The following is a 22885-nucleotide window of genomic DNA, read 5'->3' as shown; positions in this document are numbered from 1 at the left end:
CCCTCCAGGAGGAACGAACATGATGCTGTCCCGAAGGTCCCCCACGCTCGGCAACCACCGTCCGGCCGGCGGCTCTGCTCGGAGCCGGCGGGCGGGGCGCCCAGCCCGGGCGATGGCCGCGGTGGCCGTGCTCGGGATGGTGGCGACGGCCTGCGGCGGCGGGGGAGGCACCGGCAGTGCCCAGGCCCCCGACATCACGCCCACCACCGCCGCTGGGCCGACCGCGCTGCGGGTGGCCTATGTGCCGGCCACGACCGTGCTGCCCCTGCACGTGGCCCACGTCCAGGGCATCTTCGCCCGCAACAACCTGGAGGTCACCCTGGAGCAGGCGGCCAACATCTCCGAGGTCCCCGCCACCTTGGGCCGCCAGTTCGACATCGCCCTGGGTACGGCCACCGACCTCATTCGGGCGGGCGGGGCCGGGATCGACGTGGTCCAGGTGGCCGGCAACACGGTGAGCAGTGCGGCCAACCCGTTCGTCCAGGTCATCGTGAGCGCCGACTCGGGCATCGTCGATGTCACGGGCCTGCGGGGCAAGACCATCGGGAGCCCCACCCTCAGCGGCGTCATCCACGCCGGAGTCCAGTTCTGGGCCAAGAAGACCGGCGTCGACCCGTCGTCGATCGGGGGCGTGGAGGTCCCTTCGCCCAACCTTCCCGACCAGCTCAAGGCGGGCCGCGTGGACGCGGTTCAGGCCCTGGAGCCGTTCGCCAGCCAGCTCAAGCGCGACGGGTTTGTGTCCATCGGGGACCCCTTCTCCCAGATCGCCGACCCGCTGGCCACCAACTTCTGGATCGCCCAGGGGACATGGGCCCGGGCCAACACCGACGCCATCGGACGGTTCGTCGCCTCCCTCCGGGAGGCGCAGCGGTTCATCGAGCAGAACCCGGCCGACGCCCGCCAGGTCCTCCAGGGCTACACCGGCATGCCCGCGCCGGTGGCCGCCTCGGTGCCCCTGCCCACCTACGACTTCGAAGTGAGGGCGCGCGACCTGGCCACGTGGGTCACCGTGCTCAAGGACATCGGCCAGTTCGGCGGCACCGTCGACCCGGCCAAGCTCGTGCTGGCCTCATGAACGCGCTGCTGACCGCGGCCGACACCGGGGGGCCCGGCGCGGGCCGGCGCCCCCCGGCGTGCGAGTGCACTGACTTGGGTGTCGACTTGGAGTCCAGCGACGGCCCTCGGCAGGTCCTCGAAGGGATCACCACCCAGCTGCACGAAGGTGAGCTCGTCTCTGTGATGGGCCGGTCCGGGACCGGCAAGACGACCCTGCTCCGGGTGCTGGCCGGCCTGTTGCAGCCCACCCCGGGATCGGTCGTGCGTATGCGGGGGGCCCCGGTCGACGGGCCTCCGGAGGGGGCGGTCTTCGTCTTCCAGAACTACGCGGCATCGCTGCTCCCCTGGCGCACCGTCGAGCGCAACGTCGCGCTCGGCATCGAGGGCCGGGTGGCCAAGGCCGAGCTCAGGCGGCGGGTGGGCGAGGCCCTGGCCACGGTCGGCCTCGAGGACCGGGCCCAGGACTACCCCTGGCGGCTGTCGGGCGGCATGCAGCAACGGGTACAGCTGGCCCGGGCGCTGGCCATGCGGTCGGTCGTCCTGCTCATGGACGAGCCCTTCGGGGCGCTGGACGCCATGACCAAGGCGTCCCTACAGGACCAGCTCCTGGCCGTCCACCACCAGGCCCGGCCCACCATCGTGTTCGTCACCCACGAGATCGACGAGGCCGTCTACCTGAGCGACCGGGTGGTGGTCCTGGGCGGGCCGCCGGGCCGGGTCGTCGACGACATCGCCGTCGACCTGCCCCGGCCCCGCCACCAGCTCACCACCAGGGAACACCCCGAGTTCCTGCGCCTGCGCCGCCTCGTCTACGACCGCATCGTGGGCCGAGATGGTTAGCCGGGGGGGACGGGTCAACCCCACGAAACCCGCGCGGGCACCGTGGGCGAAACGCCCACGGTTCCCGCGCGGGTTTGCCGTTCGGGCCCGCGTGAACGTCGTCGGGCTGGCCACCATGGCCGCCCTGGCCGGCGGGTGGGAACTGGTCGTGCGTACCGGGGCGCTCGACTACCAGTACCTGCCCGCACCGTCGGCCATCGCCCGCGCCGTCGGGCCCCTGGCCGCCTCGGGGGACCTGGCCGGGCACACCCTGCACACGCTGCGGTCGACCCTGGTGGGCTGGACCGTGGCGGCCGTGTTCGGGGTGGCCCTGGGCCTGTGGCTCGGCCTGTCGAGGGGCGCGTGGCGCTGGTCGATGGCCAGCATCGAGGTCGTCAGGGCCGTCCCGCCCATCACCCTGGTCCCGGTGGCCCTGCTGGCCTTCGGCTTCTCGCTGCGGATGGAGCTGACCCTGGTCGTCTACGTGGCCGCGTGGACCGTGCTGGTCAACACCATCGAAGGCGTCCGGTCCGTGCCCCGGGAGTTGGGCGACGTGGCCCGGTCCCTCCGCCTCGGTCGGTTGGAGACGGTACGCAAGGTGGTCCTGCCCGCGGCCATGCCGTCGATCGTCGTGGGCCTGCGCCTGGCCATGTCCCTGGCCCTGGTGTTGGCGGTGGTAGCCGAGATGATCGGCAACCCCCGGGGACTGGGTAACGCGCTCGTCCGCGCCCAGCATGCCCTCCAACCCGAGCAGATGTTCGCTTACGTGACCACCATCGGGCTGGCCGGGATCGCCCTCAATGCCGCCCTGGGGGCCGCTGCCGGCCGCCTCGTTCCCCATCTGTCGGCCGGTCCCCGGGAACGGGCGTAGTGGACGCCGTCGCTACCGTGGCCCGCCCGGGGCCGGCGCCCAGGGATGGACGGGGCCGGGGCGGGTTCCCGCCACTGCGGGGGTTGGTCCCCCTGGCCGCCGCCCTGGCCGTGTGGCAGGTCGCCGGGGACCCCTCGTCCCCCTATTTCCCCACGCCGTCGCAGTGGTTGGCGGGGCTCGCGGACCTGGGGCGTAGCGGGGCGCTGGTCCCGGCGGCGGGCGAGACCCTGGTGACCTTCGGGACCGGACTGGCCGTGGCCGCCGTGCTGGGCACGGCTCTGGGCGTCGCCGTCGGGACCTCGAAGGCCGCCGACCGGGCGCTGGGGCCGACCTTCGAGTTCCTGCGGGCCATCCCGCCCGCGGCCGTCGTGCCCATTGCCGCCCTGCTGTTGGGCTTCGACCAGCAGATGAAGGTAGCCGTGGTCACGTTCGCAGCCGTCTGGTCGGTCCTGCTCAACACCCGGGCGGGTATCCGGGGCATCGACCCAGTACTCGTCGACACGGCCCGGTCCCTCCACCTGAGCCGCCTCGACACGGCCCGCAAGGTGTTGCTGCCGGCCCTCGCCCCGTGGATCTTCGTGGGGGTGCGGGTGGCCGCGCCCGTCGCCCTGGTGATCACCCTGCTGGTGGAGATCCTGACCCGGGTGGGCGGCATCGGGGCCCTGATGGCCGTGGCCCAGCGCAGCTACCTGGCCGGCCAGGTCTACGGCCTCATCCTGATGGCCGGGCTGTTCAGCTTGGCCGTCAGCGGCCTGGTATCGGCCCTGGAGGCCCGCCTCTTCCGCCATCACCCCCCACGCTGAGGGGAGCTCAGAACTGGCGGAAGAAGAGCAGGGCGGCCAGCAGGAAGAGGGCGCAGAGAACGATCCACAGTTCGTGGGGCGGGCCCTCGGGGGGGTCGTCGTCCCCGTCGTCGAAGGCCGACTCGACCTCGTCGGCCAACAGGAGCTCGGTGGCCACTGGGAGGTCGATCTCGTTGACGTACACGTCGATGTCGCCCATGGGGTAGGGCCCCTCGACCGCCCCCCGGAGCTCGGTCACGATGCCCTCACAACCGACCCGGGCGGCGATGACGCGGGCGTGGAACGGATGGGCCACGGTCGTCAACCGCACCATCCGGGCTCCTTCCATCGGGACCAACGGTAGCGTGACGTCCATGGAGAGGCGCATCTTCGGCCTGGAGAACGAGTACGGGGTCACCTGCACCCTCCGCGGCCAGCGCCGTCTCAGCCCCGACGAGGTGGCCCGCTACCTGTTCCGGCGGGTCGTGTCGTGGGGCCGCAGCAGCAACGTGTTCCTCGAGAACGGTGCCCGCCTCTACCTCGACGTGGGCAGCCACCCCGAGTACGCCACCCCCGAGTGCGACTCGATCGAGGACCTGGTGGCCCACGACAAGGCCGGGGAGAGGATCCTCGAAGGCCTCCTGTCGAGCGCCGAGCAGCGCCTGCGGGAGGAGGGGATCCGGGGGATCGTCTACCTGTTCAAGAACAACACCGACTCGGCCGGCAACTCCTATGGCTGCCACGAGAACTACCTCACCAGCCGGCGCGACGACTTCGGCCATTACGCCGAGGTGCTGATCCCGTTCTTCGTCACCCGCCAGGTGTACGCCGGGGCCGGCAAGGTGCTCAATACCGCCCGGGGGGCCACCTTCTGCATCAGCCAGCGGGCCGAGCACATCTGGGAGGGCGTCTCGTCGGCCACCACCCGCAGCCGGCCCATCATCAACACCCGCGACGAGCCCCACGCCGATGCCGAGCGCTACCGGCGGCTGCACGTGATCGTGGGTGACTCCAACATGAGCGAGTACGCCACCTTCCTCAAGGTGGGGGCCACGTCGATCCTGCTACGAATGCTGGAGGACCCGTCGGTGGTCATGCGGGACATGACCCTGGACAACCCCATCCGGGCCATCCGCGAGATCAGCCACGACATCACGTGCACGCGCAAGGTGCGCCTGGAGAACGGGCGGGAGCTCACCGCCATCCAGGTCCAGCAGGAGTACCTGGCCCGGGCCAAGCGCTACTCCGAGACCCGGGGCCTGTCCCCGCTGGAGGAGCAGGCCCTCAAGATGTGGGAGCACTGCCTCACCAAACTGGAGGTCGACCCGCTCTCGCTCGACCGCGAGTGTGACTGGGTCATCAAGCACCGCCTGGTCGAGGCCTACCGGGAGCGCCACGGACTGACCCTCAGCAGCCCCAAGGTCGCCCTTCTCGACCTCCAGTACCACGACGTGAACCGACGCCGGGGCCTCTATTACCGCATGCAGGAGCACGGCCTGCTCGAACGGGTGGTGACCGACGCGGCCATCGACAAGGCCGTGAACACTCCTCCGCAGACGACCAGGGCCAGGCTGCGGGGGGAGTTCATCCGCAAGGCCAAGGAGCGCAAGCGCGACTACACGGTCGACTGGGTCCACCTCAAGCTCAACGACCAGGCCCAGCGCACCGTGCTGTGCAAGGACCCCTTCAAGTCCCACGACGAGCGGGTCGAGAAGCTCATCGCCAGCCTCTAGCGCCCTGGCAGACGGTGCCCGGCTTCGCGACCGCCACCGTGGCGGTACTCATCTCCGAGCGGCCCGGCCTCCAGCGGGTCGGGCTCGACGGCGGCGGACGGGCCTACGTGCTCACCGGGCTGATCGGGCCGGTGGCTGTGGGCGACCGGGTAGTGGTCAACACCACGGCCGTCGACCTGGGACTGGGTACCGGAGGATGGCACGTTGTGCACTGGAACCTCGAGCGCGAGGCGTGGGGCGCCCCCGGTGGCGGACACGTCATGAAGCTGCGCTACACGTCCCTGCAGACCGACGTGGGCGTGGCTGAGGAGCACGACGGCGACCTGAGCGGGCCTATCGGGGTACCAGTCATCGTGTGCGACCTACATAGCCAGGTGGGCGTGGTGGCGGCCGCCTACGCGGCCACCGCCCCCGGACGGCGGCTGGTCTACGTCATGACCGACTCGGCCGCCCTGCCCCTGGCCCTGTCCGACCTGGTCGCCGGCCTTCGCCAGCGGGGGGTGCTGGCCGCCACCGTCACCTCCGGGCAGGCCTTCGGCGGTGACTACGAGGCGGTCAACGCGCACACCGCCCTGGCCGTCGCCGCACGTCGGGCGCAGGCCGATGCCGTGGTGGTAGGGCCGGGGCCGGGGACGGTGGGTACGGGGACGGCCCTCGGCTTCGGCAGCCTCGACGCCTTGGGCACCATCGACGCCGTGACCCGCCTGGGGGGCCTGCCCATCGTGGCCGTGCGCTGGTCGGGTGCCGACCCCCGCCCCCGCCACCGGGGCCTGAGCCACCACACGGCCACGGTCCTGGCCCTGAGCCAGTGGCCCGTGTGGGTGGCCCACCCCGCGGGCCAGCCCGTGCCCGAGGACCTCCAGCCCGAGCGCCACCACGTGGTCCCGGTTGTCCTGCCCCCGGTCGAGCTGGACGTGGAATCGATGGGCCGTCACCCGTCCGACGACCCGGACTTCTTCCGCTGGGCGGCGGCCGCCGGGGTGCTGGCCAGCCGGGTCAGGGCCCCCGGGTGAGCCGGTCGAGCACAGCCCGGCGCAGCGGCCCGGTCTGGGCCACGATGGCGTAGAAGGTGACCTCGCGTACCAGTCGCTGGGCTGGGTGGTCGAGGGCCATTGCCCGCCCCCCGGTGGCCACCACCAAGGCGTGGGCCGCCCGCTGGGCGATGTCGAGCGACCAGGCCCGCAGGCCGACGAGCCGGTCGATGTCTGCGGGATCGGCAGCCTCGGCCTGGCCCCGGCAGTCCAGCCGCTCCTGTTCGAGGGCGCGGGCCGCGCCTCGGTCGCGGTCGGCCAGCAGGCCGGTGGCGGCCGCCGCCACCCCGAAGACGGCCGGGTTGGGGCGGGCCGTCATCACCCGGTCCTGAGCCAGCCAGTCCTCGAAGGCCACGTCGCAGATGACGTCCTCGGGCCCCACCTCGAGCTCGCGCAGGGTCAGGCTCACGGTACGGGTCGCGGTCATGGCCAGCAGGCGCAGGGGGGCCGAAGGTCGCAGGTAGGCGCTCTCGCCGGCCTCGACCATGACGAAGAGCACCCGTTCCCCGGCCCGGGCGGCCACTGCCATGGCCCCGACCGACCCCCACCCGGTGGCCCACGGGGCCTCCCCGGTGAGCGACCAGCCTCCGCCCGGGCGGGGGGAGGCCACCACCGCGGGTGGGCCGGGCCTGCGTAGGTGGGCGTAGGCCACGCCCCCGTACACCTCGCCTGAGCACAGGCGGGGGAGCCACCGGCCGGCCAGCTCACCGTTGGGCGAGGCCGCCAGCAGGCGCACCGGAGCGTGGTGCTGCACCCACAGGAAGAACGTGGCCCCGCACGCCCCAGCCAGCACCTCGAACACCTCCCGGGCGGCAGCCGCGCTCACCCCGTGCCCGGGGCACTGCACGCCGTACAGGCCGGCCTCGGCCAGCGCCCGCAGGTGCGACGGGGGGACGTCGTCGGCCTGGTCGGTGGCCTCGGCCGCCGGGCGCAGGACGACCGCCGCCATCGCCCGCGCGGCGGCCACCGCCGCCTCGGACCGGTCGTCTCCCGGCCCCGGCGGCCCGCCCGGGCCCGGAGCCAGCACGTCGTGGACGTCAGCTACGGTCGCCGTCCTCCGCGGGGCGGGGCGCGATCCTGTAGCAGCACACCGGGTCGCCGGCCATGGTGTGCGACACCCGGGTGACCTCCACGTCGGGCCCCAGTACCCGCCGGAAGAGGACCAGTTCCATGGAACAAACGACCGGGTGGCCCTCGGCCACGCGGTGAACGGCGCAGTTGTTCTCCACGAGCAGGACCTCGCCGTCGGCCCCCTCCCCGTTGCGGCACGCGGTGAGGTAGCCACCCTGGTCACGCAGGGCGGCGATGGCCCGCACCCTCTCGCGCGTCCCCGATACCCCGTCGAGGGCGGCCTCGTACTGGGCGGCCAGCTTGTCGGTGCGCCGGGCGAACACCGCTTCCACGAGCTCGGGGCCGGCCTCCTCCTCCAGGTCCTCGAGGACCTCGAGGGCCAGGGCGTCGTAGCGGCGGGGGAACAGCTCCAGGCCAGCCCGCGACAGGCGCCAGCCCGACGCCCGCCGTCCTGCTCCGACGGCCGGCTTGGCCGCCGTCACCTGCTCGGCCACCTGCTGGGCCGCGAGCACGTCGAGATGCCGGCGCACGGCCACCTCGCTCAGAGAGAGCTCGTCGGCCAGCTCGTGCACCGTGATGCCCGGGCGGGTACGAAGCAGGAGCAGGAGCTCTCGCCGGGTGGTCACCAACGCGAAAGGTTACCCGGCCCCGCCGGCCCCCGGTCACGCCCCGCCACCGGACCTGTCCTCGTGCTCGTGGCCGTCGCCGGCACGGGCGCCGCACCTGGCTACGGTGGCCTCGTGAACCGGCTCGAGCGGCTCATCAACCTGGTCGCCGCCCTGCTGGCCGCCGACCAGCCCCTCAGCGCCCGCGAGCTGCGCCGCCGGGTGCCGGGTTACCCCGACGAGAAGGCGTCCTTCCGCCGGGCCTTCGAGCGCGACAAGGAGACCCTGCGCGAGCTGGGCATCCCCGTGAGCGTGGAGCCCGTGCCCGGCACCGACCCGCCGGTCGACGGTTACCGGGTACCCAAGGAGGCCTACTACCTGCCCGACCCGGGCCTGGCGGAGGACGAGCTGGCGGCCCTGCACCTGGCCGCCTCCACCGTGCACATGGACGTGGCCAACGGTGTCGAGGCCCTGTGGAAGCTGGGGGGCGAGGTGGCGGGCGCCGGTCCCGGGCCCGGCCCGGCGGTGGCCGCCCTGCCCGGTGCCGCCCTGCTGGCCCCTCTCTTCGGGGCCATCTCCGCCCGCCGGGCGGTGACCTTCGGCTACCGGGGACGGCCCCGTAACGTCGACCCCCACCGGCTGTCGTTCCGCAACGGGCACTGGTACCTGTCCGCTCTCGACCGCGACGCAGGTGAGCAACGGTCCTACCGCCTCGACCGGGTCGAGGCCCCGCTGGAGCTCTCGGCCCCCGCCAGTGCCGGTGCTCCGCCGGCCGAGGTGGCCGCCCCGGCCGCCCCGTGGGAGCTGGGCACCGAGGCGGTGGTGACCGCCCGGCTGCTGGTCGACGCCGAACAGGCGGTGTGGGCCGTGGGCCACGTCGGCCCCGAGGCCGTCGTCGAACATCGGCCCGGCGGGGCTGTCGTCCTCCAGATGGAGGTGTCCAACCGGGCCGCCTTCCGGTCGTTCGTCCTCGGGTTCCTCGACCATGCCGAGTTGCTGGGGCCGGCCGAACTGCGCGACGACATGGTCGGGTGGCTGGAGGCGATGTGTCGCGGCTGAGCGCCGACGCCCGGCTGCACCGCCTCCTGGCCCTGGTGCCGTGGGTCGCGGCCCACGACGGGCCGCTGGTCAGCGAGGTGTGCGCCCGCTTCGGGTGCACCGAGCAGGAGCTGGCCGACGACGTCAACCTGCTGTTCCTGTGCGGCCTTCACCCTTACACCCCCGACACGCTGATCGATGTCGACATCGCCGACGGCCGGGTGTGGATCCGCTACGCCGACTACTTCGCCCGGCCCTTGCGCCTGACGCCCGCCGAGGGACTGGCCCTCCTGGCCGCCGGCCAGGCCATGCTGGCCAGCCCGGCCGCGGAGAGCGAAGGGCCGCTGGCCCGAGGCCTGGCCAAGCTGGCCGGCGCCCTGGGTGTGGGCGGGACCGAGGCGGTCGCTGTCGACCTGGCTCCGGCGGCCGCCGAGGTCATGGCCACGCTGACAGAGGCGACCGCCGGCCGCCGCCAGGTCGAGATCGATTACTACAGCTTCGGGCGCGACGGCTGGAGCACCCGGACGATCGACCCCTACTCGGTCTTCTCGGCCGCCGGCCAGTGGTACGTGTCCGGCTTCTGCCACTCGGCTGGCGACCAGCGCCTCTTCCGGGTCGACCGGGTCCGCGCCGCCTCGGCCCTCGAGACCGGCTTCGACGCGCCCGAGGGCCCCGTCCAACCCGACCTGTTCAGCCCCCGGCCCGACGACCCCCGGGTGGTCGTGGAGCTCTCGGCCTCGGCCCGGTGGGTGGTCGACCAGTACCCGGTCGAGAAGGTCGAGGAGATGGCCGATGGCCGCGCCCGGGCCACCATCGCGGTCAGCGAGCGGGCGTGGTTGGAGCGTCTGCTGCTGCGCCTGGGGCCCGACGCCCGGGTGGTCGAGGGCGAGGTGGGCACCGGCCGGACAGCCGCCTGCCGGCTCCTGGCCCGCTACCGGCCCTGAGCGAGCCTCGGCGGTGCGCCGAACGCCACAGGCGCCGGGCTACGGGTAGCCTGCCCTCCAGATGAGCCAGCCCGGGCCCTGGCCGACCCCCCCTCCCCGCGTCCCCCCGCCGGCCGAGCCGGCCGGCGGCGCCCTGCCCCCCCTTCCCCCCCAGGGCAAGGAGAAGCGCCACGTCTCGGGGATGCGCAACCTGGCCGAGTGGGCGGCCATCATCGTGGGCGCTCTGCTGGTGGCCTTCCTGGTCAAGACGTTCCTGGTGCAGGCCTTCTACATCCCCTCGGGGTCCATGCTCCCCACCCTCCAGGAGCAGGACCGGGTGCTGGTCAACAAGCTTTCCTACCGGTTCGGGGACGTCGACCGGGGGGACCTGATCGTCTTCCGCGGCCCCGACCAGGCGCCCGGCGAGGTGAAGGACCTCATCAAGCGGGTCGTCGGCCTGCCCGGGGAGACGGTCGAGGCCCGTGACGGCCAGGTCCTGGTCGACGGCCAGGTCATCGACGAGCCTTACCTGGGCGACGGCATCACCACCGGCCCGCTGGAGCCGCAGACGGTCCCGCCCGGGCACTACTGGGTGATGGGTGACAACCGGGGGAACTCCAAGGACAGCCGCTTCTTCGGCGCCGTCGACGAGGACCTGATAATCGGCAAGGCGTTCGTGCGGGTCTGGCCGCTCAACAAGATCCGCCTGTTCTGAACGTGATCTCAGCCCCCGCCGGTCAGCCGGCCCGGCCGGGGCCCAGCCCGAGGACGGCCACCAGCCGCTCGACGTCGTCGCCGTAGATCCCGTCCGTCCCCATCCGGGCCAGGTCACGCACCTGGCGCTCGTACTGGGCGTCCCACCCGAAGGCCAGGCGCTCGAAGCGATGGAACAGGGCCACCAGCCCGCCCGACCACTCGGTGACGTGCAGGTTCACGGCATCGATACCCGTGGCCGCCAGCTCCGCGGCCCGGCGCTCCATCCCCTCTTTGACGTCCCGCACGCGCGTGCTGTTGACCAGCCGCACGTCGGGGAACGACGCCCGCCACTCGGCCAGCTGGCGATGGTCGGGATGGCACAGCCACAGGCGCTTGGGGGCGGCCGGCCCGGCGGCCCGGGCCACCTCCACGGTCGCTGGGGCCGTCTGGGGGTCACGGATGTCGACCGAGAGGTCGAAGGCCGTCCCACACGTCTCGTACAGCTCGGCCAGGGTCGGCACCGACGGGGCCAGTTCGTCACGGCGCACCTCGGCGATGCGTCGGCGGCGCAGGCCCCGGCGGGCCAGGCCGTCGTGGTCGAGCACCACGTGGCCGTCGGCCGTCGTCCAGGCGTCGGTCTCCAGCCCGGTGGCCCCCAGGGCCAGGGCGTGGCTGAAGGCCTCGACGGTGTTCTCGGGGCGGTGGGCCCGGCCCCCTCGATGGGCGAACGCGATGGGTGGACGACGCATGGGCTCGACGCCGGCGACTGTAACCCCGCCCGCAAGCCTGCCAGGGGGCTACCATCGTGGACATGGAAGCGCTCTGGCTGATCCCCGCCGTCGTCCTCGTCGTCGGGGTCTATTTCCTGCTGCGGGCCTTCTTCCGCCTGAACGCGGCCATGGCCGAGGTCCGCCAGGGCCTGGCCGAGCTGGGTGACATGGGCCCCCGCCTGCAGAGGCTGGCGGGCGACATGAGCCAGCTGGCCGAGACCATGGAGGAGAAGCGCCGGCAGTAAGCTGGGGCCATGCCGTCCTCGCTCGGCCCGGCGGAGATCCTGGTGATCGTCATCGTGGCCCTGATCGTCCTCGGGCCCGCCAAGCTGCCCCAGGCCGGGCGGCAGGTGGGCAAGACCCTCTCGGAGATCCGCCGGTTCACCTCCGACATGCGCTCGGAGGTCAAGCAGGCCTTCGACGCCGAGGCCGAGTCGCAGGCCCGTCCGGGCACGGCCCCGCCCTCGTACACCGACTACCAACCCCTTCCCTCCGACGGGCCGCCTGTCACGGAACCCGAACCATCCCCTCCAACACCGACCCCCGAGCCGCCTGCCCAGGCCCACGAGGGCGCCGAGCGCGCCCAGGACTCGGGCGCGCCCGCGGTCGCGCCCGACCCGACGACCGACGACGGGCCCCGGCCCTAGGCCGGACCGCCCCGAGGGAGGCCGGCCGTGGCCACGTTCCTGGGTGATTCAGACGAGGCCGACCTCGGTGAGCGCATGTCGCTCGTCGAGCACCTCACCGAGCTGCGCCGCCGGCTCATCATCTCGGTCATCGCCACGGTGCTGGGCACCGTCGTGGCCTTCATGGCCTACAACCGCATCCTCGACTTTCTCATCGGGCCCTACACCGACCTCACGGGCCGCACCCAGCTCCTGATCACCGATCCTCTCGAAGGGTTCACTACCCGGCTCAAGGTGGCGGCCTTCGGGGGGTTGGTCCTGGCCTCGCCGGTCGTGCTGTGGCAGATCTGGCGCTTCATCACCCCGGGCCTGCACAAGCGGGAGAAGAAGTACGCCATCCCGTTCATCGTCGCTTCGATCCTGCTGTTCCTGCTGGGGGCGGCCCTGGCCATCTTCAGCTTCCCCCAGGCCCTGCGCTTCCTCATCGGGATCGGCGGCGAGAACCTCGACGCCTTCTTCAGCCCCTCGAAGTACCTCGGGCTACTGCTCCAGATGATCGTGGGTTTCGGGGTGGCTTTCGAGTTCCCGGTCCTGCTGGTGTTCCTCCAGCTCGCCCGGGTGGTCTCCAGCCGCAAGCTGCGGAGCTGGCGGCGACCGGTGATCGTGATAATCGTCGCCTTGGCCGCCCTGATCACGCCCAGCCAGGACCCGTACACCCTGTTCCTCATGGCCGGGCCCATGTACCTGTTCTACGAGGCCTCCATCGTCATAGGCAGGATCCTCAAGCGCTGACATGGACCGCGCCGAGTTCGCGGCCGCCTACCCGTTCGGCCTCGACCCCTTCCAGGCCGAAGCCCTCGACGCCCTCGACCGGGGGGAGTCGGTGCTGGTGGCCGCCCCCACAGGCTCGGGCAAGACGGTGGTGGCCGAGTACGCCGTGGCCAAGGCCCTGGCCGAGGGCGGCAAGGCGTTCTACACCACACCCCTGAAGGCCCTCTCCAACCAGAAGTACGGGGACCTGGTGCGCCGCCACGGCCCCGGGCGGGTGGGCCTGCTCACCGGCGACAACTCGATCTCGGGCGAGGCCTCGGTGGTGGTGATGACCACCGAGGTGCTGCGCAACATGCTCTACGCGGCCTCGCCCACCCTCGACGGGCTGCGTTACGTGGTGCTCGACGAGGTCCACTACCTGGGCAACGCCTACCGCGGGTCGGTGTGGGAGGAGGTGATCATCCACTCGCCCCCCGACGTCGGCCTGGTGGCCCTGTCGGCCACCGTGTCGAACGCCGAGGAGCTGGCCGACTGGATAGCCACTGTCCGAGGCCCGACGGCGGCCGTGATCGAGGAGAAGCGCCCGGTCGTGCTCAACCAGCTTTACCTGGTCGGCGACCGGGAGTCCGAACGCCTGCACCTGCTGCCCACCTTCGTCGACGAGCGGCCTAACCCCGAAGCCGTCCGCCTCGACGCCAGCTCGGTGCGGGGCGGCCGGGCGGGCGGCGACCGCTGGCGCTCGCGGCCCCGCGGCCGCCTGCACACGCCCACCAGGGCCGATGTCGTCGAGCGCCTCGACGACGAGGCCATGCTGCCCGCCATCTATTTCATCTTCAGCCGCCAGGCGTGCGACGACGCCGTGCGCCAGTGCCTCGATTTCGGGCTGCGCCTCACGTCCCCCGAGGAACGGGAGGCGATCGGGGCCATCGCCGAGGCCAAGGCGGACATGCTCAGCGACGACGACCTGGCCGTCCTGGGCTACGGGAGCTGGCTGGCGGGCCTGCAGGCGGGGTTCGCGGCGCACCACGCGGGCATGGTGCCCCCGTTCAAGGAGGCCGTCGAGGCCGCCTTCTCGGCCGGGCTGGTCAAGGTCGTGTTCGCCACCGAGACGCTCGCCCTGGGGATCAACATGCCGGCCCGGTCGGTGGTCATCGAGAAGCTCTCGAAGTTCACCGGCGAGCGCCACGAGTTCCTGACCCCCGGCGAGTACACCCAGCTCACGGGCCGGGCCGGGAGGCGAGGGATCGACCCCGAGGGCAACGCCGTGGTCCTGTGGTCGCCGTTCGTCCCCTTCGACCAGGTGGCCGGGCTGGCCTCGACCCGTACCTACACGCTGACCTCGTCGTTCCGCCCGACCTACAACATGGCCGCCAACCTGGTCAGGCGCTACCCGCCCGAGGCCGCCCACCACCTGCTCAACCTGTCCTTCGCCCAGTACCGGGCCGACCGCGACGTCGTCCGCCTGGAGGCCGAGCTGGAACGGTCGGAGCGCTCGCTGGCCGGGTTCCGCCGTGACGCCGAGTGCGAACTAGGAGACGTGGCCACCTACCGCGACCTGGTGCGGGCGGCAGCGGGGGAGGCCCGCCCCGCACCCCTCGCCAAGGCCGGGACGCTCGACGAGGTGCGCCTGGGCGACGTTGTCGTAGTCGAGGGCGGCAAGTCGGGCGGGCCGGCCGTGGTCGTGTCGGTCAGTCACCGCAAGGGGGGCGACGTGCGCCTGGGGGCGGTGGGCGCCGACCGCCGCTACCTCACGCTGTCGGCCCGGGACTTCCCCGTCCCACCGGCCGTTGTCGGCCGGGTCAGCCTGCCCACGCCCTACGCCCCGCGGAACCCGGGGTTCCAGCGCAAGGTGGCCGACGCCCTCGTCCGGGCCCGGTTGCGGCCCGCCCGCCGGCCCGTCACGGCCGCCCGCAACCGTGACCGGCGCCGGGGCCGGGCCGGTCCCGAAGCAGGGCCGGCCGGCCCCGTCAACCACCCCGTCCACACCTGCCCCGACCGCCGCCGCCACGTGCGTGCGCTGGAACGGGCCGAGCGCATGGAGAAGGACATCCGCCGCCTGGAGCGCACCATCGCGGGGCGGACGGAGTCGATCGCCCGCCAGTTCGACCGGGTGCTACGGGTCATGGGGGCGTTCGGCTATGTCGACGAGTGGTCGCTCACGGCCGGCGGCGAACTGCTGACCCGCATCTACCACGAGTGTGACCTGCTGGTGGCCGAGGCCGTGCGAGCCGGCCTGTTCGACGGCCTGGACCCGGCGGCTGTGGCCGCCCTGGCGTCGGCCTTCACCTACGAGACCCGCGGCCCGGCGGCATCGGCCGCCCGCCCCGCCCCATGGTTCCCCTCGGCCCGGGTCAAGCGGCGGTGGGCCGAACTGGAGAAACTGGCCCGTGACCTCAACCAGGCCGAGGACGAAGCCGGCCTGCCCCTCACCCGTCCACCCGACCCTGGCTTCTTCGCGGCGGCTTACGGCTGGGCCGCCGGAGAGGGCCTGGCCGAGGTCATCGCCGACGAGGAGATCACCGGCGGCGACTTCGTGCGCAACGTCAAGCAGCTCATCGACCTGCTGCGCCAGCTGGGCGACGTGGCCCCCGAACCGGCGACGGCCAAGGCGGCCCGGGAGGCGGCCGACCGCCTGTTCCGGGGCGTGGTGTCGGCCTCGTCGGTCGTCGGCCCCTGATGCCCATCGCCAAGGGCCAGCCTTGGGGCGAGCCGGTCGACGCCCTACCCCCCGGCACCCGCCTGGTGGCCTCCGACGGCGAGGCCCGTTCGGTGCTGGAGGAGGCCCGGGCCGGGGGCCGGCCCTTCCCCCCCCTGGGCCTGCTCGGCGGCGACCTGTGCCACACCCTGGGCGGGGGCGGGGACCGGCTCGAGGCGGGGGCGGGCACCCGGTTCACGCTCGACGTGGGCGAGGCCGTGCTCGACGGCCGGCCATACCTGTTCGTGGCCCACCTGGTGGCCCGTAACCGCCTGTGGACCAGGGCCTTGGTGGCCATGAACGCCCAGTGGCTGGGCGACTGGAACCTGGGGCCGCGCGCCCACCCCAACGACGGCCTGCTCGACACCTACGACGCCCGCCTCCCCTTGGGCCAGTTGGCGGCCGTGCGGGCCCGGCTCCACCACGGCGCCCACCTGCCCCACCCGGCCATCCGCGAGCGCCGCACGGCCGCCCACCGGACCGAGCTGGCCCGGCCGCTGCCTGTGCGCCTCGACGGCGTACCCGTGGGCCGGGCCACGGTGATTGAAGTGAGAGCCCTGCCCGACGCCTTGGTCGTCGTGGCCTGAGGGCGGGTTGACGGGCGGGTTTCCGGGGACTGGGCCGGTGGGTACCACCGAGGGACCAGTCCCAGACGTCCCAGGAGGCACCATGAGCAGCTACGACGAAGCCAAGGGCCGGATGAAAGAAGCGGCCGGCGACCTGACTGACGACGACGATCTCAAGCGTGAGGGCAAGCTCGACCAGGGCAAGGGCAAGGTCAAGGACGCCGTCGACAAGATCGGGGACAAGCTGAAGGGCGACTAGGAGGGTGGTGTCTAGACCCTCCTTCGGCGGCCGACCGCCCAGTTCGCGGCTCGGCGGTATCGCAAAGGTGCTGGTGGGGGTGTAGGTCGGTTGCCTCGGCGCGCAGCGCCGAACGCGAAGGACACCAGCCTCCTAGCCGACCCCCCGCGTCCTTTAGGCTCGCGGGGTGGACCTGGAGACGGCCAAACAGCGCGTCCGCTCCGAGGTCGAGCGCCTCGACGGGCGGCTCCAGGAGATCGCCGCCCAGGTCCACGCCCGGCCCGAACTGCTCTACGAGGAGCACTTCGCGGCCGGGCTCCTGGCCTCCGAACTGGAGGCGGCCGGCCTCGAGGTCGAGCGAGGGGCCTACGGTGTGCCCACCGCGTTCGCGGCCCGCGCCGGCAACGGCCACGGCCCGCTGGTGGCCGTGCTGTGCGAGTACGACGCCCTGCCGGGCATCGGCCACGGGTGCGGGCACAACCTGATAGCGGCCGCCGGCCTGGGTGCCGGCTTGGCGGCTGCTGCCGTAGCGGCCGAGGCCGGAGGCCGTCTCGTGGTCCTGGGCACGCCCGCCGAGGAGGGGGGCGGGGGCAAGGTCAAGCTCCTGGAAGCGGGAGCCTTCGAGGGGGTCGACGCGGCCATGATGGTCCACCCGGCGGCCGTCGACGTGTCCGAGGCAGACGTGATCGCCATCGCATCGTGGCGGGTCGACTACCGGGGTGTCGGCGCCCACGCGGCCGCGTCCCCCGAGCAGGGGCGCAACGCCCTCGACGCGGCCGTGCTCGGCTACAACGCGGTGGCCGCCCTGCGCCAGCACATCGGGCCGCGCGAGCGGGTGCACGGCGTCTTCACCAAGGCCGGGGACAAGCCCAACATCGTCCCGTCCCACACCGTGGCCGAGTGGTATGTGCGTTCGCCCACCCTGGCCGGCCTGGCCGCCCTCAAGGGCCGGGTGCGGGCCTGCCTGCAGGCCGGGGCGGTGGCCGCGGGCTGCGAGATCGAGATCACCCCGACCTGCCCGGAGTATTCCGAGCTACGTACCAACCGGCCGATGGTCGAGATGTACCAGGCCAACAGCGAGTCCCTGGGGCGGCCGGTGCCCGACCCCGGGCCGGGGGCCGACCGCAGGGTGACCGTGAGCACCGACATGGGCAACGTGAGCCTGGCCGTCCCTTCGGTCCACCCCTTGGTGGCCGTGGCCCCGCCGGGCGTGGCCCTGCACACCGAGGAGTTCGCCCGCTGGGCGGGGGCCACGCCCGAAGCCCGCCAGGCCGTGCTCGACGGGGCCGCGGCCATGGCCATGACAGCCGTCGACGTGTGGGTGCGGCCGGGGGCGGCGGCCGACATCCGCGCTGCGTTCGCCCCTGGGCCGTAGTCTCCCCTGCGCGATGTACGTAGAGGAGGAGTGGACCGAGGAGGAGGCGGATGTCCTCCGGCGTTACGTGACCAACCTCGACGGGCCCGTCTTCGCCCTGGTCAACCTGCCCGAGGTGGTCAAAGGGGCCCTGTTCGCCCGCTACTCGCGTACCCACAAGAGCCTGCGCCGGCTGTTCCTCGACGAGTTCGTGGGCGAGCTGGACACCACCGGGGACGCATCGGTCGACGCCACCGTCGGCCTCCAGCGGGCCGAGGAGCTCTACCAGCGGGTCTTCTTCGAGTACGGCGACGACTCGGTGGCCCAGCTGGGCGGCGTGCACCTGGCTTGCGAGCAGGCCTCCAACCTGCTCACCAAGGTGCTGGAGTGGGGTCGGCTGATGTCCTACCTGGAGCAGTCGACCCGCTACCTGGCCTACGACACCCGCCTGGGAGGGCGTTACCGCTACCACCGGCCGCCCGAGGTGCTCTCCTCTCCGCTGGGCACCCGCTATGTGGCCGACCTCGACTTCATGTTCGAGACCTACGCCGAACTGCTCCCGGTGATGGTCGAGTGGTTCCGCGAGCGCCACCCCCGCGAGGCCGGCGACCCCGACCTGGTGTACCGCCGGGCCATCCGGGCCAAGGCCTTCGACTCGCTGCGGGGCCTGCTCCCGGCTGCCTCGCTGTCCAACGTGGGGATCTACGGCAGCGGGCAGGCCTACGAGCACCTCGTGCTGCGGATGCGGGCCCACCCGCTGCCCGAGGCCCGGGCCTATGCCGACCTCGTGCTGGCCGAGCTGCGCAAGGTCATCCCCTCCTTTCTCACCCGGGTCGACCGTCCTGACCGGGGGGGAGCGTGGACGGCCTACCTGGCGTCCACCGCGGCCGCCACCGCCGAGGTCGCGGGGCGCCTGCTCGCCGGGGTGGAGCCCGAACCGGCCCCGGCCGTCACCCTCGTCGACTGGGACCCCGACGCCGAGGACAAGCTTCTGGCCGCCGTCCTCTATCCCCACTCCAACCTCCCCGACACCCAGCTGCGCGCCATCGTGGCCCGGTTGAGCCCGTCCGAGCGCGAGGAACTGCTGGCCGCCTGGGTGGGGGAGAGGTCCAACCGGCGCCACAAGCCGGGGCGGGCCCTCGAGACGGTGTCCTACCGCTTCGACGTGCTCAGCGACTACGGGGCCTTCCGCGACCTCCAGCGCCACCGCATGCTGACCATCCAGTGGCAGCCGCTGGCCCCCGACCACGGCTGGGAGGTTCCCGAGGAGATAACGGCCGCCGGGGTGGCCGAGCGCTTCGAGGACGCCCTGGGCCGCTCGGCGGCCCTGCACGGGGCATTGGCCGACCGGTTCCCGTCCCAGGCCGCCTACGCCGTGGCCCTGGCCTTCCGGGCCCGCTACGCCATCGACATCAACGCCCGGTCGGCGCTCCACCTGCTCGAGCTGCGGACCCAGCCCGCGGGCCACCCCGGCTACCGGCGGGTCTGCCAGGAGATGCACCGGCTCATCGCCGACCAGGCCGGGCACCGGGCGGTGGCCGCGGCCATGGGTTTCGTGGACCACAGCCACGCCGGCCTGGAGCGCCTGGAGGGAGAGCGCAGGGCCGCTACCAAGCGTCGCCAGGCGGCTGCCGGGAGCTAACTCTAAACCGATTGTCGAGCCAATCCACGCGCCCTGCCTGACCTGGGGCGTTACGCGAAGTGGCTGGTCACGGGGGTTGCCGAGAGCCCTCGAACGAGTTGACAGGGGCCGACCGAGCAGCGAAGGTACATCCGTCCCTGAAGCCCCCACACCTGGTCGTGGGCTTCGGGGCCGCACGAACGAGTGGCGGCCCCGAAGGGGTGGTGGAAGGGCAAGGCAGGGAGCACGGGGGACCAAGTAGACAACGTTCAAATAACCCGCAGCTCTCTTCGAGACGGAGGGCGGCGGGCTAACGAACGGCACCAACGGTCCCCTGGCTTCCCTGCCGACCAGTGGGCCCGACCGCGGGCCTGGGACCGGGCGCGGCACCGACGACTCCCAGGGTCGTCTACACTCCCGGCCCCGAGCGCCGGGGTGAGGACCTTCTTGCATGGCCGATGATGACGACTTCGACGAGACCGACGAGCCTGATGACCCTGACGCGGTCGATCTCGAGGGTTTGGACGACGACGACCTGCTCGATGACGACGACGAGATCGAAGACCTCGACGACGCCCTCGATGTCGACAGCGACGAAGACGAAGAGGCGGACGGCGGCGACGGAGAGCCGGCCTCGGCGGACGACGATGACGACGACGACGACGAAGACGACGTGCTCGATCCCGACGACGTCGAGGCCGGCCTAGATGTCATCCTCAAGGACCGTTTGGTGGCGGTCGACGAAGACGACGACGAGGACGAGGCCCCCGATGCAGATGACCGTGGCGACGGGTCCACCAAAGTCCTCCCGAAGCGTCCCGGGGAGTTCCGCTGCGAGTCGTGCTTCCTGCTCAAGCACCCCAGCCAGTTGGCCGACCCGGCCCGTATGCTGTGCCGGGACTGCGTATGAGGCCCGCCCACCGGTGAGGGCCCGGCGGACATGAGCTCCGGCCCCGGCCCCCTCGACCGGCTGCTCGACGTGGTCTTCTACGCCCCTTTGGGGCTGGTGCTACGAGCCGGCGAGGAGGTGCCGAAGCTGGCCTCCCACGCCCGGGCCAAGTTCGGCCCCCAGGCCAGCCTGGCCCGCATGGTCGGCCAGATGGCCGTGGCCCAGGGCCGCCGCCAGGTCGAGAGCGCGCTGGGCAGCCTCCTGGCGCCCGAGCGCCCGACCACCGAGGGCACGGCACCGGCCCCGGCCCCGGCAGGCACCGGGTCGCCGGCCGGGAGCGGCCGACGGCCCCGATCGTCCCGACGCTCCAAGGGCGCGTCCCGGGCCCAGCCCCGGCGGGAGCCGGCGGGGGGGCCACGGCGAAGGCACAGCCGAGAGCGGCAAAGACGTTCCCGGGGCCTCCGAGCTCCCGATACCAGGCTACGACAGCCTGTCGGCCTCCCAGGTGGTCCAGCGGCTGCCCGGCTTGACGGCCGACGAGCTCGAGGCGGTGCGGACCTACGAGGAGGGGTCGCGGAGCCGCAAGACCATCCTCCTGCGGGTGGCCCAGCTCCGGGCCACGCCCTGACCTGGCTACCGGAATGGAAGAAGCCCGGCCCGCGACCGACGCCGACGTCGCCGCCGTCGCCCGGCTGGCACGCGACGCCATAGCCGAACTGGCCCCCATGCGGGGTGGGGCCATCTGGAGGGCGCGTGAGGCCCGCCGCGAGCCCCTGGAGGAATCCCTGCGGCGGGACTTGGCCGACGACGACGCCCGGGCCCTGGTGGGCACCATCGCGGGCGTGCCCCTCGGTTACGCGGTCGCCCGGGTGGAGGAACTGGGCGACGGCACCCGGCTGGGAGTCGTCGAGGACATCTACGTCGACCCCGGTGCCCGCGAGGTCGGGCTGGGCGAGGCCATGATGGAGGACCTGGTCGCCTGGTGCCGGCAGAAGGGGTGCGTAGGGATGGACGCCATGGCCCTCCCCGGCCACCGGTCCACGAAGAACTTCTTCGAGGAGTCGGGCTTCACGGCCCGCAAGCTTGTCATGTACCACTCGCTGGAGGCCGAGGCCCGGCCCGAGCCATGAGACCGCAGCTGTGCGTAGGGGCGATCGCGGTCTACGACGACCGCCTGCTCCTCGTACGGCGGGGCCACGGCCCGGCGGCCGGCGACTGGTCGGTGCCGGGCGGGCGGGTCGAGGCGGGCGAGACTCTGGCCGAGGCGGTGGTCAGGGAGCTGGCCGAGGAGACGGGGGTCGAAGGCGTGTGCGACCGGCTGGTGGGATGGGTCGAGCGCATCGAAGCCGGGTCCCACTACGTGATCTTGGACTTCCGGGTCACCGTCCTCGAGCCCGGGCAACCGCGAGCGGGGAGCGATGCCGCCGAGGCCGAGTGGGTGCCCCTCGACGAGGTACTCCATCGCCGCCTCACCGAAGGGCTAGCCGAGCTCCTCCACGAGCACGGCATCGTCTCCGTCATCACCTGACTGACTCTGGCCGTGGGCTTCGCCGCCTTCGCCGCCCGACGGGCGCCTGTCATCGGCCGACACGCCGTTGGCCGGGGGCTCGGCGTCGCCGGGGGGCTCGGGGTGCACGGCCGTGCCGGCGGGCGCCGTCTCCTTCTCGGGGTCGCCCGCACGTTCCGGGGCACGCGCGACCTCGGCGGTCCCGGCCGCGGGCCGCGCCGGAGCCGCCGTGCCTTCCGGAGCTGGGTCGGTGCCCGGGGCGGGGGCCGACGAAGGGGCCACACCGACCGGCGTGGAGATGGTCGACGCAGAAGAAGCAGGAGGCGGTGGGCCGGGACGGGCCGGTCGGGGTGGGCGGGGAGGGGGGCCCGGCCGCCGGGCGCCGATGGTCGGCGGCGGGCCAAGGTTCACCCCTGGCAGGCGGGCCAGGCCGGGGACCCGGTCGGCCGCCTGGCGCACCATATGGAGCAGCTCCGCGGGCGGCTCGGCCGGGAGGCCCCGGGGCTCGACGGAACGGCGCACGGGCGACGTGGTGAGCGCCTCCAGCACGGCGGCCCACCGGTCGGGGGCCACGTCGGGGCCCATTGCCTCGGCCGCCGCCGCGCTCAGGCGCTCGGCCAGCTCACCGGGGAAGCGGGCACCGGGCTCGGGCGGGCGGCAGCTCGTGCGCAGGGCGCGGACGACCCGACCACCGTCTAGGGCATCGGTGATCTCGGTGAGCCAGGCCTGGCGCTCGGCTGCGCTGCGCTCCTCGAGCGTCTGGCGCAACCGGGCAGCCAACGCTCGTGCCTCCTCGTCCCGGGCTGCGTCGGAACCCGCCACCAGCGCCCGCAGGTCGCGAAGGGCGACGTCGGGCCCGGCGGCCACGGCCGCATCGGCCCGGTCGTGCCACTCGGCTGAGCGCAGGCGGGGGAGGAGCTGCTCGGCCAGGGCGACCAGGGGACCGGCCTTGACCTCGGGACCACCGGCCGCCCGGGCGGTCGCGTTCTGGTCCTCGACGGCCTGGCGCACGGCGGGCACGCCCCCTCGGAGCACCTGCTCGGCCACGGCCCGCTCCTCGGGGGCGAGGCTCTGCAGGACAGCCTCACGGTGGGCTCGTCCGGCGTTCAGCCGCTTGGGCCTCGGCCGGGACGTGTTGGGGCCGGCGGCCGCCCGCTCCCGGCCTGGCTGCGGACCGTCGGGTCGCTTCCCTCGGGGGGGGCGGTCGGCGGTGCGCCTATCGC

25 protein-coding genes are annotated in these 22885 nt (G+C 73.0%); 20 read left to right on the top strand and 5 right to left on the bottom strand.

Going from position 1 to position 22885, the window contains the following annotated elements; all coding sequences use genetic code 11:
* The first annotated feature begins 112 nt into the window (after positions 1 to 112).
* The 4 genes from AB1673_11640 to AB1673_11625 all read left to right on the top strand — a co-directional run bounded on the left by AB1673_11640 (position 113) and on the right by AB1673_11625 (position 3549).
* Positions 113 to 1075, top strand: a complete 963-nt coding sequence (locus AB1673_11640; protein MEW6154624.1) for an ABC transporter substrate-binding protein — start codon at positions 113 to 115, stop codon at positions 1073 to 1075.
* The gene (locus tag AB1673_11635; GenBank protein ID MEW6154623.1) at positions 1072 to 1896 is read left to right on the top strand and encodes an ABC transporter ATP-binding protein; all 825 of its coding nucleotides are present in this window, start codon (positions 1072 to 1074) and stop codon (positions 1894 to 1896) included. Before AB1673_11640 ends, AB1673_11635 begins: the two co-directional genes overlap by 4 nt.
* A gap of 91 nt (positions 1897 to 1987) precedes the next feature.
* Positions 1988 to 2746 (top strand): ABC transporter permease, encoded by a 759-nt coding sequence (locus tag AB1673_11630; GenBank protein MEW6154622.1) that lies wholly within the window; start codon positions 1988 to 1990, stop codon positions 2744 to 2746.
* On the top strand, positions 2746 to 3549 hold the full coding sequence (locus tag AB1673_11625; protein MEW6154621.1) for an ABC transporter permease: 804 nt from the start codon (positions 2746 to 2748) through the stop codon (positions 3547 to 3549). The genes AB1673_11630 and AB1673_11625 overlap by 1 nt, the downstream gene beginning before the upstream one ends.
* A gap of 7 nt (positions 3550 to 3556) precedes the next feature.
* Here the strand turns inward: AB1673_11625 and AB1673_11620 are convergent, their stop codons facing one another.
* On the bottom strand, positions 3557 to 3877 hold the full coding sequence (locus AB1673_11620) for a hypothetical protein (GenBank protein MEW6154620.1): 321 nt from the start codon (positions 3875 to 3877) through the stop codon (positions 3557 to 3559).
* Between the two features lie 25 nt (positions 3878 to 3902).
* Here AB1673_11620 and pafA point away from each other — a divergent pair, with 25 nt between their 5' ends.
* The gene (pafA, locus tag AB1673_11615; protein ID MEW6154619.1) at positions 3903 to 5261 is read left to right on the top strand and encodes a Pup--protein ligase; all 1359 of its coding nucleotides are present in this window, start codon (positions 3903 to 3905) and stop codon (positions 5259 to 5261) included.
* A gap of 14 nt (positions 5262 to 5275) precedes the next feature.
* Entirely contained in the window at positions 5276 to 6274 is a 999-nt protein-coding gene (locus AB1673_11610; GenBank protein ID MEW6154618.1) for a DUF3866 family protein, read from the top strand.
* On the opposite strand, the gene AB1673_11605 is transcribed toward AB1673_11610, so the two are convergent.
* Positions 6258 to 7319, bottom strand: a complete 1062-nt coding sequence (locus AB1673_11605) for an acyl-CoA dehydrogenase family protein (GenBank protein MEW6154617.1) — start codon at positions 7317 to 7319, stop codon at positions 6258 to 6260. The genes AB1673_11610 and AB1673_11605 overlap by 17 nt on opposite strands.
* A 10-nt stretch (positions 7320 to 7329) precedes the next feature.
* Positions 7330 to 7989 carry an HTH domain-containing protein gene (locus tag AB1673_11600; protein MEW6154616.1) on the bottom strand — a complete coding sequence of 220 codons (660 nt, stop codon included), beginning with the start codon at positions 7987 to 7989 and terminating at the stop codon, positions 7330 to 7332.
* A gap of 114 nt (positions 7990 to 8103) precedes the next feature.
* Here AB1673_11600 and AB1673_11595 point away from each other — a divergent pair, with 114 nt between their 5' ends.
* The 3 genes from AB1673_11595 (at position 8104) to lepB (ending at position 10644) form a co-directional block, all read left to right on the top strand.
* Positions 8104 to 9027, top strand: a complete 924-nt coding sequence (locus AB1673_11595) for a WYL domain-containing protein (protein ID MEW6154615.1) — start codon at positions 8104 to 8106, stop codon at positions 9025 to 9027.
* Positions 9015 to 9950, top strand: a complete 936-nt coding sequence (locus AB1673_11590; GenBank protein ID MEW6154614.1) for a WYL domain-containing protein — start codon at positions 9015 to 9017, stop codon at positions 9948 to 9950. The genes AB1673_11595 and AB1673_11590 overlap by 13 nt, the downstream gene beginning before the upstream one ends.
* A gap of 61 nt (positions 9951 to 10011) precedes the next feature.
* Positions 10012 to 10644 carry a signal peptidase I gene (lepB, locus tag AB1673_11585; GenBank protein ID MEW6154613.1) on the top strand — a complete coding sequence of 211 codons (633 nt, stop codon included), beginning with the start codon at positions 10012 to 10014 and terminating at the stop codon, positions 10642 to 10644.
* Positions 10645 to 10666: 22 nt separating this feature from the next.
* On the opposite strand, the gene AB1673_11580 is transcribed toward lepB, so the two are convergent.
* Positions 10667 to 11374, bottom strand: a complete 708-nt coding sequence (locus AB1673_11580; GenBank protein ID MEW6154612.1) for a glycerophosphodiester phosphodiesterase — start codon at positions 11372 to 11374, stop codon at positions 10667 to 10669.
* A gap of 62 nt (positions 11375 to 11436) precedes the next feature.
* Here AB1673_11580 and AB1673_11575 point away from each other — a divergent pair, with 62 nt between their 5' ends.
* The 11 genes from AB1673_11575 to AB1673_11525 all read left to right on the top strand — a co-directional run bounded on the left by AB1673_11575 (position 11437) and on the right by AB1673_11525 (position 21683).
* Positions 11437 to 11640, top strand: a complete 204-nt coding sequence (locus AB1673_11575) for a hypothetical protein (GenBank protein ID MEW6154611.1) — start codon at positions 11437 to 11439, stop codon at positions 11638 to 11640.
* A gap of 9 nt (positions 11641 to 11649) precedes the next feature.
* Positions 11650 to 12042 carry a twin-arginine translocase TatA/TatE family subunit gene (locus tag AB1673_11570; GenBank protein ID MEW6154610.1) on the top strand — a complete coding sequence of 131 codons (393 nt, stop codon included), beginning with the start codon at positions 11650 to 11652 and terminating at the stop codon, positions 12040 to 12042.
* A gap of 27 nt (positions 12043 to 12069) precedes the next feature.
* Positions 12070 to 12813, top strand: coding sequence for a twin-arginine translocase subunit TatC (gene tatC / locus AB1673_11565; GenBank protein MEW6154609.1), 744 nt, complete (start codon positions 12070 to 12072; stop codon positions 12811 to 12813).
* A gap of 1 nt (position 12814) precedes the next feature.
* Entirely contained in the window at positions 12815 to 15469 is a 2655-nt protein-coding gene (locus AB1673_11560; GenBank protein MEW6154608.1) for a DEAD/DEAH box helicase, read from the top strand.
* Positions 15469 to 16074, top strand: coding sequence for a hypothetical protein (locus tag AB1673_11555; GenBank protein MEW6154607.1), 606 nt, complete (start codon positions 15469 to 15471; stop codon positions 16072 to 16074). Before AB1673_11560 ends, AB1673_11555 begins: the two co-directional genes overlap by 1 nt.
* 82 nt (positions 16075 to 16156) lie before the next feature.
* Positions 16157 to 16312, top strand: coding sequence for a CsbD family protein (locus AB1673_11550; GenBank protein ID MEW6154606.1), 156 nt, complete (start codon positions 16157 to 16159; stop codon positions 16310 to 16312).
* 166 nt (positions 16313 to 16478) lie between these two features.
* Positions 16479 to 17666 carry a M20 family metallopeptidase gene (locus AB1673_11545; protein ID MEW6154605.1) on the top strand — a complete coding sequence of 396 codons (1188 nt, stop codon included), beginning with the start codon at positions 16479 to 16481 and terminating at the stop codon, positions 17664 to 17666.
* Between the two features lie 13 nt (positions 17667 to 17679).
* Complete coding sequence (locus AB1673_11540; GenBank protein MEW6154604.1) at positions 17680 to 19287, top strand: FAD-dependent thymidylate synthase; 1608 nt, start codon at positions 17680 to 17682, stop codon at positions 19285 to 19287.
* A gap of 430 nt (positions 19288 to 19717) precedes the next feature.
* A complete protein-coding gene (locus AB1673_11535; GenBank protein MEW6154603.1) occupies positions 19718 to 20176 on the top strand; it encodes a DUF4193 family protein in 459 nt (152 codons plus the stop codon).
* Positions 20177 to 20796: 620 nt separating this feature from the next.
* Positions 20797 to 21285, top strand: a complete 489-nt coding sequence (locus tag AB1673_11530; protein ID MEW6154602.1) for a GNAT family N-acetyltransferase — start codon at positions 20797 to 20799, stop codon at positions 21283 to 21285.
* Positions 21282 to 21683 (top strand): NUDIX domain-containing protein, encoded by a 402-nt coding sequence (locus AB1673_11525; protein MEW6154601.1) that lies wholly within the window; start codon positions 21282 to 21284, stop codon positions 21681 to 21683. Before AB1673_11530 ends, AB1673_11525 begins: the two co-directional genes overlap by 4 nt.
* Here the strand turns inward: AB1673_11525 and AB1673_11520 are convergent.
* The gene (locus tag AB1673_11520; GenBank protein ID MEW6154600.1) at positions 21636 to 22709 is read right to left on the bottom strand and encodes a hypothetical protein; all 1074 of its coding nucleotides are present in this window, start codon (positions 22707 to 22709) and stop codon (positions 21636 to 21638) included. The two genes, AB1673_11525 and AB1673_11520, sit on opposite strands and share 48 nt — an antisense overlap.
* Between the last annotated feature and the right edge of the window lie 176 nt (positions 22710 to 22885).

Source organism: Actinomycetota bacterium (assembly GCA_040754375.1).
In the GTDB taxonomy this organism is placed as follows: Bacteria; Actinomycetota; Acidimicrobiia; order Acidimicrobiales; family AC-14; genus JBFMCT01.
This window is presented reverse-complemented; position numbering and strand designations above follow the sequence as displayed.